This window comes from Pseudomonas sp. RW409 (assembly GCF_003184125.1).
In the GTDB taxonomy this organism is placed as follows: Bacteria; Pseudomonadota; Gammaproteobacteria; order Pseudomonadales; family Pseudomonadaceae; genus Aquipseudomonas; species Aquipseudomonas chlororaphis_I.
In genome coordinates, this window is record NZ_QHHP01000007.1 from 50,378 (window position 1) to 61,845 (window position 11,468).

The 11,468-nt window shown below is 66.2% G+C and carries 9 protein-coding genes; 5 read left to right on the forward strand and 4 right to left on the reverse strand.

All coding sequences use genetic code 11. From position 1 onward, the window contains the following. The first annotated feature begins 150 nt into the window (after positions 1-150). On the forward strand, positions 151-600 hold the full coding sequence (locus tag DK261_RS07510; protein ID WP_025804880.1) for a hypothetical protein: 450 nt from the start codon (positions 151-153) through the stop codon (positions 598-600). Between the two features lie 207 nt (positions 601-807). Here DK261_RS07510 and DK261_RS07515 read toward each other — a convergent pair whose 3' ends face one another. Both DK261_RS07515 and DK261_RS07520 read right to left on the reverse strand, forming a co-directional pair. Further along, positions 808-1,854: a class I SAM-dependent methyltransferase gene (locus DK261_RS07515; protein WP_110175511.1), complete on the reverse strand. Its 1,047-nt coding sequence runs from the start codon at positions 1,852-1,854 to the stop codon at positions 808-810. Positions 1,855-2,246: 392 nt separating this feature from the next. After that, positions 2,247-3,056 carry a CAP domain-containing protein gene (locus DK261_RS07520; RefSeq protein WP_371920949.1) on the reverse strand — a complete coding sequence of 270 codons (810 nt, stop codon included), beginning with the start codon at positions 3,054-3,056 and terminating at the stop codon, positions 2,247-2,249. Positions 3,057-3,337: 281 nt separating this feature from the next. On the opposite strand from DK261_RS07520, the gene DK261_RS07525 reads away from it, so the two are divergent. Both DK261_RS07525 and DK261_RS07530 read left to right on the forward strand, forming a co-directional pair. Next, entirely contained in the window at positions 3,338-3,949 is a 612-nt protein-coding gene (locus tag DK261_RS07525) for a cell wall hydrolase (protein WP_110175513.1), read from the forward strand. A gap of 186 nt (positions 3,950-4,135) precedes the next feature. Continuing rightward, a complete protein-coding gene (locus DK261_RS07530; RefSeq protein WP_110175514.1) occupies positions 4,136-4,822 on the forward strand; it encodes a GNAT family N-acetyltransferase in 687 nt (228 codons plus the stop codon). Positions 4,823-4,856: 34 nt separating this feature from the next. On the opposite strand, the gene DK261_RS07535 is transcribed toward DK261_RS07530, so the two are convergent. After that, positions 4,857-7,031, reverse strand: coding sequence for a DNA/RNA non-specific endonuclease (locus DK261_RS07535; RefSeq protein ID WP_110175515.1), 2,175 nt, complete (start codon positions 7,029-7,031; stop codon positions 4,857-4,859). 122 nt (positions 7,032-7,153) lie between these two features. Beyond that, positions 7,154-8,014 (reverse strand): type 1 glutamine amidotransferase domain-containing protein, encoded by an 861-nt coding sequence (locus tag DK261_RS07540; RefSeq protein ID WP_009049910.1) that lies wholly within the window; start codon positions 8,012-8,014, stop codon positions 7,154-7,156. Between the two features lie 121 nt (positions 8,015-8,135). Between DK261_RS07540 and DK261_RS07545 the strand changes: the two genes are divergently transcribed. Then, positions 8,136-9,041 carry a LysR family transcriptional regulator gene (locus tag DK261_RS07545; protein WP_038633787.1) on the forward strand — a complete coding sequence of 302 codons (906 nt, stop codon included), beginning with the start codon at positions 8,136-8,138 and terminating at the stop codon, positions 9,039-9,041. A 150-nt stretch (positions 9,042-9,191) separates the two neighbouring features. After that, positions 9,192-11,318, forward strand: coding sequence for a TonB-dependent siderophore receptor (locus tag DK261_RS07550; protein WP_110175516.1), 2,127 nt, complete (start codon positions 9,192-9,194; stop codon positions 11,316-11,318). Positions 11,319-11,468 lie beyond the last annotated feature (150 nt).

An 11,468-nucleotide genomic window follows, 5' to 3' on the forward strand; every position in this document is an offset into this window, starting at 1 on the left:
GGGCAGCCCGGGATGGATTGGTTAGTATGGCGACCGGGCTTCCTGGGCGCCCACCTCGCGAAAGCGCAAGCACCTTCAATTTCCGCAAGCACCACGCTTGCATACCCCCTCCGGGCCAATAGCGAGCAGGCCGATTCTCTTGGAGTTGGTATGCCTATCAACAAATCCGTTCCCCGTTCACCCGCCAGTCAGGCCGCCAGCCTGGTACTGCGCGAAGCCAAACGCCTGCATCGCACCGCCACCAGCGGTTCGCTGGCCAGCGCCTTGCCGATTCTGCGGCGCTTGCTGGCGAGCAACAGTTTGCCTGGCCTGTCGTTGCCTGAGCTGTATCGACAGCGCGACAAGGTGCAGCGCAAACACCTGCTGCGCACCCTGGCCAGCGAGGCCGGTTTTGCCCATTGGGAGACCTACCGCCAGGTCCTCGACGAGCTGGCGCCCGAGCAGTTGCAACACTTCGAACTGGTCTACCGCCAGGCGGGCCATCTCAACTGCTGGTTCTCGTCGCCGGACGAGGCTCGGCAGTACGTGGCCCATCATGGCGGCCGGCTGTTGTGCGTAGGGCAACAGGCGGTGGTGCTGGTGGATCTGCCGGCGGCGTAAGGCGCTATCCATCGTTGTACAGAAGCACGGTACCCGGGATCTGCCCGGGTGCCGTTTTTATTGGCATGCAACATCTGAATCAACAACACACATCTGTAGGAGCGAAGCTTGCTCGCGATGGTCGTTAACGATGACGCGTATCGACCGGGTAAGCGCGCCGCCCTCAAGTTCATCGCGAGCAAGCTTCGCTCCTACAGGACTGCGTTTTTATTTACGTGCCTCAAGAATCAGGTTGAACGGCGTTTCCGCGGCCCGGCGGAACTGGCTGAAGCCGGCTTCGCTGAAGACCTGGCGCAGGCGCGCTTCGCCGGCCTGGGCACCGAGGCCCAGACCAACTTCCTGGGACAGCGAGTTGGGCGTGCAGATAAAGGTCGAGGCGGCATAGAACAGCCGGCCGACCGGGGTGATGTTCTGGTCCAGTCGGTCGTTGGCGAACGGCTCGACCAGCAGCACGCTGCCGTCGCCTTTCAGCGCCTGGAAGGCATGTTGCGCGGCGCCCACCGGGTCGCCCATGTCATGCAGGCAGTCGAAGAAGCAGATCAGGTCGTAGTCGTTGCCGGGGTAGGTCTTGGCGCTGGCCTGGGAGAACTGCACGCGGCCGGTCACCCCGGCTTCCTCGGCGCGTTGCATCGCGGTGGTGACGGAGGGCTGGTGGTAGTCGAAGCCGAAAAACTGCGAGGCGGGATAGGCCTGGGCCATGATCACGGTCGAGGCGCCATGCCCGCAGCCGACGTCCGCCACCTTGGCCCCGGTCTGGAGTTTTTCCACCACGCCGTCCAGGGCCGGCAGCCACTCGGCCACCAGGTGCGCCCGATAGCCGGGGCGGAAGAAACGCTCGGTGCCGCTGAACATGCAGGGGTGGTGATCGCCCCAGGCCAGGGCGCCGTCGCCGCGCATCGCCGCCAGCAGTTTGTCCTTGTCGTGAAACAGCGCGGAGACCACCACGGCGCCACCGGCCACGTACACCGGCGAGTCCTCGATGGCCAGCGCCTGGGCCTGTTCTTCCGGCAGGCGGAACTGGCCGTCGAGGTGCTCCATGTAGCCGGACGCGGCATGGGCGCTCAGCCATTCGCGCAGCAGCCGCGCGTTGCAGCCGGTCTTGGCGGCCAGCGCTTCGGGGCTGACGAAACGACTGTCGGCCATGGCCCGGTACAGGCCCAGTTCTTCGCCGAGAATCATATTGGCGAGCATGGCCGCGCCGCCCATGTCTGACACCAGTTTGCCCATGAAATCGTTGAGCTTGGCTTCGTCCATGGCCTTGTCCTCCGCTGTGAGGGTCACTGCCGCAGACGGCCCGGCAGTGGCCGGATGGAGATACGCGACGCACGCGAGGAGGCCATGTCCCGGCGCTGCCGAAGGAATGGGTCTGGCAAGCCAGGCCTGTGCTTTGAAGAGCTGATGCACGGACGCCTCCCGCGTGGGCGGGGGGCGTGCCTACCATCAGGAAGGTGAGGCAGGCCATCGGGCCTGGGCGTCGAACCCATGGCGGCAGGCGAGGCTGCGCGCGGGTTCCGGGGACGCCCGGAGCAAGCGATTCCTGGTCGGTAGATGAGTCAGTTTAGTTCCCCGGCGGGGGCATCGCGGGGCTGGCCGATAAGGGGGCAGGGCGCCGATCACGGCGCCCTTGGGCAAGGTCGGTCAGGCCTTCAAGGGGTGCCGAACATGGCGGTCCAGTAGATGCCGGCATCGCTTTTCGGATCGACCGCATAGGACGCGCCCAGCTCGCGGTACTGCGGGTTCATCAGGTTGGCGCAATGGCCGGGGCTGGCCAGCCAGCCATCGACCACCTTGCGCACGCTGTCCTGGCCGGCGGCGATGTTCTCGCCGATCTGCTGGCCGGCATAACCTGCCAGTTCGGCGCGGTCGCCGGGGGTACGGCCGTCGCGGTCCTTGTGATCGAAGAAGTTGTGGTTGGCCATGTCCCGGGTATGGTCCTGGGCCGCGCTGGCCAGGGTGGCGTTCCAGGCCAGCGGGGTGGCGGCGGCGAAGATCTGGTTGCCGCACTGGCGTGGTTGCGCGCGGGCGCTGTTGAGGCTTTCCAGGAGCTTCTGGCCTTCCGCCTGCCAGTCGCCGAGGCGCGCGGTCAGCAGCGGCCGGGCGAGGACGATGCGCCAATCCTGGCCGGTGCGGCTGACGCCGATATCGACGAACTGCGGGTCCAGCACCACCTGGCAGAAGCTTTCCCGCACCGCCTTCATGGCCGCCTGGGCATCGCGCGGCCCGGACAGGCTGATGGCCTGCACATTGACCATCGGGTAGGCGCTGCTGGCCAGGGCCTGCTGCAGGTTGCCGATGCTGTTGGCGGGCAGCACCAGGCGCGGGTCGGCGGCCAGCGGCGGCAGCTCCTGGGACACCTGGCCGGCGCAGCGCTGGGCCTGGCTGCGGTAGCTGTTGATCGATGTCACCAGTTGCGTCTCGTCGCTCGCCACGGCGGTGGTGGCGAAGGCCATGCTCATCGACAACAGGGGGAGCGACAGCAGGGTCAGTGGCAGAGCGGAGGATAGGCAGCGCATGGAGGTCTCCCTTGAGCGAATTGCGCCCATGATGCGCGATTTCGCCCCGGTCGGCGCAAGGTCTTTTTGCCGAAAACGGGCGCCGTTATCCATTCTTTTGGTTGCCGGCATGGCGCCGGTTACGGGCGGACGGCGGCGAACTACACTCAATTCCAGCCGCGCCAGCCGGCAGGCTGGCGGCGGCTTTCCCGTGCCCGGATCGGGCTTTTGGCGAAGGTGCGAGCATGCGTCCGACAGCGATTGCCGGCGGTCTCCTGATCCTCCTGTGCGGGGGGCTGGCGATGGCCGCGGGTGAAAGAGCGAACCCCGAAGTGGTGGAGGACAAGGCCCAGGTCCTGGAGCAGAAAGCCGCGGACCAGCAGCCGGCGCCCCGCAGCGAAACCATTACCCCTCCCGAGGCCCAGGCGGTGGACCCGGCCGGCGCCGCGCCGCTGGACGATGCCATCACCTGCCTGGCGCGTTCCATCTACTGGGAAGCCAAGGGCGGGGCCGCCGCCGACATGGAAGCCGTGGCCAGCGTGGTGCTCAACCGGCTCGGCCACGAGGGGTTTCCCGATACGGTGTGCGCGGTGGTCAAGCAGGGTTCGCAGCAGCGTGCCTGCCAGTTTTCCTGGTGGTGCGACGGGCGTGCGGACCAGGTGAAGGAAGATGAGCCCTACATCGCGGCCAAGGAAATCGCGCGCAAGGCGCTCAACCAGCAACTCCCGGACCGCAGCCACGGCGCCCTGTATTTCCACGACCGGCGCGTGCGGCCCGCCTGGGCCAGGCAATACCGCAAGACCGCCGAGACCGGCAAGTTTCTGTTCTACAAGCCGCAAGGCGACAGCGCGCGTTAAACCGGTTTACCCAGGCCATCTGTAGGAGCGAGCTTGCTCGCGATAGCGTCCGTGCTGACACGCTGCATCGCGAGCAAGCTCGCTCCTACAGGGACTGCGTCAACTACGCGGGCGGAGTATCATGCCCGGCCCGCCGCCGACGCCTGCTGTCCAGGCGTGCCTCAACCTTTGGAGCCCTTGCGCGCAATGCCCACCATCAGCCACTTCCAGACCCCGTGCCCGGAGGCCGTCAACAGCCAGATCCTGCAGATGGTGGTCGACTACCTGACCGACATCAGCGCGGTAGCGATCCCGCCCAGCAACCTGCTGTACAACATCTACCAGTACGCCATCGGCTACGAAGTGCATCTGTACCTGCAGGCCCTGGACGGCTCCCGGGGCATCGCCGTGGAACTGCTGGTAGCCACTGACGATGATGATCCGGAACAGGTGCTGGGTTTTGTGCTGTACCTGCCGGTCAAGGACGATCCCGAGGCGTGCGGCGTGGCCTATATGGCGGTGCGTGCCAGCCATCGCCGGCAGGGGATCGCCCGTTCGCTGCTGGCACGGATGCGCGAGCGCTACCCCCATGCCGAACTGACCTGCGCGGCGGGCAAGGTGCCCTGTTTCGAAGCGCTGGGCTTCCAGGTGCTGGGCGTGCGCGGTCCGCAGGTGCTGATGAACACCCGCGATCACGCCACCGACGGTTTGATGGGCCTGCTGGACACGGCGCCGATCTATCGCTCGCTGGAGGTGCGGCAGATCCACAGCTACCTGCTGCAAAAGCATGGCAAGCGGGCGATGCTCGATGCCGAAAAACAGCGCGACCGTCACCTGGACCAGATGACCCGCAACGCCCAGGCGCTGGTCCGCGAGCGTCTGGGGCAGGGCTGAGGCCGCTCGGTCGCTCAGCCCTTGAGCCGCACGCTCAGCCCGGCTTGTGCTGGTCGGCGGCCATGATCGAGGGGGCCAGGGAAATGCCCGCCATCTGGCAGATGTCCGCCAGCGTCGCCCTCTGCTTCTGGAAGGCCTTGGCCAGGTCCAGCGCGGCTTCCTGGACGTCGAGACCGAACTCCTTGATCACCTCGCTCTGATCGAACAGGAAGCCATAGGCCAACAGTTCCGGGGTTCGCGATTCGTCCTTGGGCACGATGACGATTTTCCAGAAGCGGGTCGGGTAGTGCACCGGGCCTTTGCCGAAGTCCTGCTCGACGCAGGAGTCCCCCAGCACCGGGCCGGCAAAGATGACGGCCTGGCCGCCCCCGGCCTCGATCTGTTCGGCCAGCTCGCCCTCGAAGTAACCCCAGATGCCTTTGCGATTGCGGTACTGGGCGCCGTCGGGCGTTTCCTGGTTGAACAGCTCGTGCTGTGGCGTGCAGTTGGTCCAGTGGTAGGTGTCGGCGTTGGCGTACTCGGTGTCGATTCCCGGCTGGCCCCAGCAGCTGTCTTCGCGGCGCACGATATGGCCGCGATCGAAGTTGCCGGCCGGCGCGTAGATGTCGCTGTTGGTCAGCTGGAATCGGCTCGGCACCCGGCGGTCGAGGCGCCAGCTTTCGCCGCCGAAGCCCCGGCGGCCCCGCGCATCGCCACGGACCTCGGGCCGGTAGTCGGCATTGGAGGCGGCCCACATCGGCATGCGGTACTTCTTGTTCATCACCAGCGAATAGCGGTGATAGGGCAGCTCCAGCGGAGCGTCGTCGTCCAGGTGGGAGAGCCTCATGGCCGGCACATTGCGCGCCGAGGCGGCATGTTCGCGGTAGTCGCCGACGCGGTAGAGCTGGGCCAGCTGGGCGCCCTCGACGAAGGGCGGCGGGACCGGCACCCCGAGAAAATCCGGGTCGTAGCCGGGGCGGGCCTCGTAGTCGAGGTCGAAGGTCAGGGTCTTTTCCAGGGCCGCGACTGCCGGAGCGGAGTCGGTTGATGCCGGCTCGGCCGGCGCCACGCTCAGGCTGGAGGTAATGCTTGCCGGGCTGTCCGCGGCATGGCTGAGGATGTTGATGGTGGTGGGGCCGGAGATATGAAAGATGTTCTGCGACCTATCGGGCAGGCCTGGGCGGAGCGGCGTAACGGCCACTGCTTCGTTGACGCTGAGCGCGGCCAGCGGATCGGCGGTCTGCTCCATGAGCTGGGCCAGCAGCTCGGCCGGCCTGCCGCTCAGTTGCAGGGCCTTGAGCGCGCCGACGATGCTGCTGACCCGGGTGCCCTCGTTGGCCACCCAGTCCACGGTGCTTTCCTCGTCCCCTTCGGGGTTCCAGAGGCTGTGGTCGGTCTTGAGGATGTTGCCGGCTGCGTCGGTCCGGGGGATGCCGCAGTGATGCAGGGCGATCAGTTCCCAGTTGTCGCTGAACACCGGGGAGCCGGAGGCGCCTTCGGCGGTGTCGGTTTCGTAATGCAGGAAACCCTGGTCGAGAATGTCCAGCAGCCGGTTGTGGGTGGTGGCGTACTGGCGCGGGCCGCCATCGGGGTGCTGGATGATGTTCATCGGCCGGCCACGCAGGGTCTTGCCGGTGGCTTCGATCAGGCGGATGCAGCCGTAGTCCGACAGTGCCTCGCCGCGCGTGCCCTGTGTGGAAATGGCCACCAGGCAGAAGTCCAGCGCCTCGTCGGCGAAGTAGAACTGGTCCGGCTGCAGGTTGAAGTAGGTGCCTTCGTTGATGCCGCGCTCCTGCCTTTCGTAGAGAAAGTTGGCGGCGCAGTCCACGGCATCCACATACCGGGGGAACACATGCTGGTTGGTCAGCAACAGGCTGGGCGAGACCAGGAAGCCGGTGGCGAAGCCCTCGACCACCGTGCCCGGGCGTGGCGCATTGACCAGCCGCGCCACCGGCCTTGCCGCCTGGCGGGCGGCCTCGCTGGGGGCGTAGAAGGTCGGGTCCCAGGTGCCGATCCGGCGTTCCAGCCCGGCCCGGGTCAACAGGGCACGGGCGTTCTCGCGGGCGACCCACTTGGCCAGTTGCTGCGGTGAATCGCCGGCGCCCGGGCCCAGTTCGCGGATGCGCGACAGCGATGCGGTGCGGGTGCCGGCTTGCTGGTTCCAGCGCTCCAGGGCTTTGGCCATGTTGCTTCTACGGGCACTGGCAACGGCATCTGGCGTCTTGCTCATGGGCACCTCCTGGCGAGTACGGGATTCCTTTCGGGCTAGCCATTTGAGCGTAGACAACAAGTGCCGCGGCAGACGGCCGGCGTCATGCCAGCTCGTCGGATCCGCCGCTCTTTATGCGCCTTTTATGCGCCTTTGCCGGCGCGCTCCTGCAAGCGTTCGAGCAACACCTTGGCCACGCCCTGGGCCGAGCCCGGGTTCTGCCCGGTTACCAGCTCGCGGTCGATCACCACGTTTTCGCTCCACGGCGAGCGGTTGCTGCGGTACAGGCCGCCGGCCTGTTCCAGGGCGGTTTGCGGATAGAAACGCATGGCGCCGCCGCCCAGCAGGCCCTTGGCCAATTCCTCTTCCTGGTTGCTGATCACCGTGAACTGGTAGCCGGCGTAGATCCAGCCCGGGGCGCTGGCCTTGCCGCCGCTGGCCAGCTGTCGGGTGAAGTCCTGCGCCTGGGGCAGGGTCGACAGCAGGGCGATCGGGCCGTGGCAGACCAGGGCGGTGGTCTTGTTGTTCTGATGGAAGTTGCTCAGCAGCCGGCCCAACTCGGGGCTGTGCAGCAGGTCCTGCATCGGTGCGTGGCCGCCGGGCACGTACAGCGCATCGAAATGCTCGTAGCCGATCTGCTCGACCCGGGCCAGGCTGATCACCGGCGATTCGCCGGGGGAGGTGATTTTCAACTGGTCGAGCAGCGCCTGGTGCGCCTGCAGCGCGGCGACATCATTGTTGAAGTACATCTTGTCGGTGGAGGAGCGGTCCAGGGTCGGCGCCTTGCCCTGCGGGGTGGCGAAGGTCACCGAGTGGCCAGCGTCGAGCAACTGTTTCACCGGTTGCATCAGTTCGTTGAGGTAGAAGCCGGTGGAAAACACCTTGCCGTCCTTGAGGTCGAGGTGGTCGGAGTCCGAGAGCACCACCAGGACGTTTCCGGCCTGGGCGTTGAAGGTGGCGGCGGTAATGCTCATGGCAAGAGCGAGGGTGCTGAGTGGGCGCATGTGGGTTTCCAGTATGTGAGGTCAGGGAGCCGGCGGTGGCCGACGGGTGATTCACTGTATTCATGCCTCTGTGGGCGATAAACTCGCGCCACTGGAAATCACTTGTTCCCTGGAGGTTAAGGTGAGTCGCCGATTCGATTATCTGGCTGACGTCGAGGTGTTCGTCAGCGTGGTGGAGAAGGGCTCGTTGAGCGCTGGCGCGGTGGCGCTGGGCACCACCCCGTCGGTGGTCAGCCGGGCGATTTCCCGGCTGGAGGCGCGCCTCGGCGTGCAACTGCTGCGCCGCACCACAAGGCGCCTGAGCCTGACCGAGGCCGGCCTGTTGTACCTGGAACAGTCGCGCGCGGCGTTCGAGTTGATCGACAGCGCGGAGCGCAGCATCCAGGGCCAGGACGGCGAGCTGAACGGCCGGGTGCGCCTGAGCGTGCCGACCACCTACGGCCATTACCGGCTGCCGGCGCTGCTCGGCGGCTTTGCCCGGCAATACCCGCAGGTGCGCATCGAGCTGAGCATCAGTAACCGCAATGTCGACCTGGTGGCCGAAGGCTACGACCTGGCGATCCGCCTCGGCCAGTTGCCCGACAGCGGCCTGATCGGGCGCAAGCTGGAGGACGCGCCGCTGTGCCTGGTGGCGTCCCCCGACTACCTGCAACGCGCCGGCACGCCGCAGCAGCTGGAGGACCTGGCGGCCCATGCCTGCCTGCCGTTCATCATGCCCAGCAGCGGCCGGGTCGGCGCCTGGCTGCTGCGCGAGCAGGGGCGGGACCTGGAGTGGACACCCCAGGCGAATATCCAGGTGGCCGACGATGTGCTGGGCATCGTGTCCCTGGCCGAGCACGGCATGGGCATCTGCCAGACCTACGAGTTCATCGTCCGCGAGCGGATCGCCAGCGGCCGCCTGGTGGCGCTGCTGCCGGAGGCGGGCGGTCGTTCGCGGCCGTTCTCGGTGATCTACCCGCCGCATCGCCAGCTGTCGGCAGCGGCGCGGGCCCTGATCGATCACCTGACCCAGGCCGTGGCGCAGTGACAGGCCGACTGGCCATCAGTCCCGGTGTTGCCCGGGAGGAGGATTAAAAAAGCGCCCACTCCCGTGGGGAAGGGGATTTACTGAGAATCGGGCGCTGATTACAATGATAATCATTGCTATTAATGTCCTTCCCTCCCTTGAGTGCACACCTTGAAGTCATCCTGTCCGCGTGCCCGCCGTAACACCCTGATCAAACGCCTGTTGCCGACACTGTCCTGCTGTCTGGTCGCCAGCCCGCTGTGGGCACAGGAGGCGGTCGAACTGCCGACCACCGATATCCAGGCCGATCGCCTCAGCCAGGACACCGGCTACACCACCTCGCAAGCCAGCACGGCGAGCAAAAGCAATGTGCCGATCAAGGAGGAGGCGCAGTCGATCAACGTGGTGACCCAGCAGACCCTGGCCGACTATCAGGTGCGCTCGCTGAACGACGCCATGAAGTTCGTCAGCGGCGTCAGCCAGGGCAACACCCTGGGCGGCTCCCGGGACTCGCTGGTCAAGCGCGGTTTCGGCACCAACGACGACGGCTCGATCCTGCGCGACGGCGTGCGTTCCAACCTGGGGCAGAACTTCAGCGCCACCACCGAGCGGGTCGAAGTGCTCAAGGGCCCGGCGTCGATGCTCTATGGCGCGCTGGAGCCGGGCGGGCTGATCAACATCATCAGCAAGCAGCCGCAATATTCCCAGAGCACCACGCTCAGCGGCTCGGCCTACAGCGAAGGCGGCGGCACCATGGCCCTGGACACCACCGGGCCGCTGGGCGATACCGGCCTGGCCTACCGCCTGATCGCCGAGCGCGGCCATGAGGACTACTGGCGCAACTACGGGGTCAACGAGCACACCCTGGTGGCGCCGTCGCTGACCTGGACCGGCGAGCGCGCCAGCCTGACCCTGAACTACGAATACAACGACTACTCCAGCCCCTTCGACCGCGGCACCGTGTTCACCAACGGGCATCCGGCGGACATCGACTACGACAAGCGCCTGGACGAACGCTGGGCGAAAAGCGTCGGCATCCGCGAAGTGGCCAGCGCGCGCTTCGAGTACCAGCTGAGCGATGACTGGAAAACCCGTGTCACCTACGGCTGGAACAACGACCGCTACAGCCTGTCGATCGCCCAGCCCAACAGCCTGACCGGCAACACCCTGCGCCGGGCCGCCAACGGTGCCCACTACGACGACGAAACCCGCTACGCCAGCTGGGACTTCATCGGCCAGCAGGAGCTGTTCGGCCAGCGCCATGACCTGCTGGTGGGCGTCGACAGCGAGCACTCCGACCAATACCGCGGCAAGACCTACCGCAACATCGCCCAGGGTGGTTTCAACATCACCTCACCGGTCTACGGCAAGCTGGCCGAGCCGAGCCTGGTCAGCGCCACGCAAAGCAACCTGCGCAACCAGCTGACCTCGAGCTCGGTGTACTTCAAGGACAACTGGCATTTAAGTGAACAGTGGATCCTGGTGTTCGGCGGTCGCCAGCAGCATTACGACCAGTACAGCGACCAGGGCCTGGGCCGCAGCTACAAGGTCAATCGCGACAGCAATGGCGACACCTTCGTGCCGTTCCTCGGCCTGGTGTTCAAGGCCACCGACAGCCTGTCGCTGTACGGCAACTACAGCCGTTCGTTCAAGCCCAACACCGATGTCGACGATGCCGGCAAGACCTTCGATCCGGAAGAGGGCCGCAGCTACGAGGTGGGGGCCAAGTACGATCCGCTGCCGGGCCTGAACATCAACCTGGCGCTGTACGACATCGAGAAGAAGAACGTGGTGACCACCACCACGGTCAATGGCGTGAGCCTCTCGGAAGCCGCCGGCAAGGTCGGTTCCCAGGGCGTGGAACTGGACGTCACCGGGCGCATCGCCGATCGTTGGGACCTGATCGGCACCTACGCCTACAACCACACGGAAATCCTCGACGACCCGAGCAACGAAGGTCACCGCCTGGCCAACGCCCCCAAGCACACCGCCAGCCTGTACCTGAGCCACCACCTCAACGTGCCCGCGGAATTCGGCGCCTGGCACGCGGGCGGCGGCGCCCGTTATGTCGGCGAGCGCGCAGCCAACAACGCCAACGATTTCTGGCTCAGCAGCTACACCGTGGCCGATGCCTTCGTGCGCTGGGAATCGCCGCTGTTCGGTTATAAAACCAGTTTGCAGTTCAATGTCGACAACCTGTTCGACAAGCAGTACTACCCGTCGTCCACCGGCAGCCAGCTGCAGGTCAACGTCGGCGAACCACGCACCGCACGCCTGAGCGCCAGCGTGACCTTCTGACAATATCCGGACCGCTGCGCGTCGCCCTATCGGGTGGCGCGTCGGCGGGATCCGTCTCGCCGCGGTCGCTCTTCCCCCCACCCATTCCGCCCTTCATGGCATTCCCGCCAATCTCCCGACTTTGCCCACCCGCGACCCGATTCCCCGTGG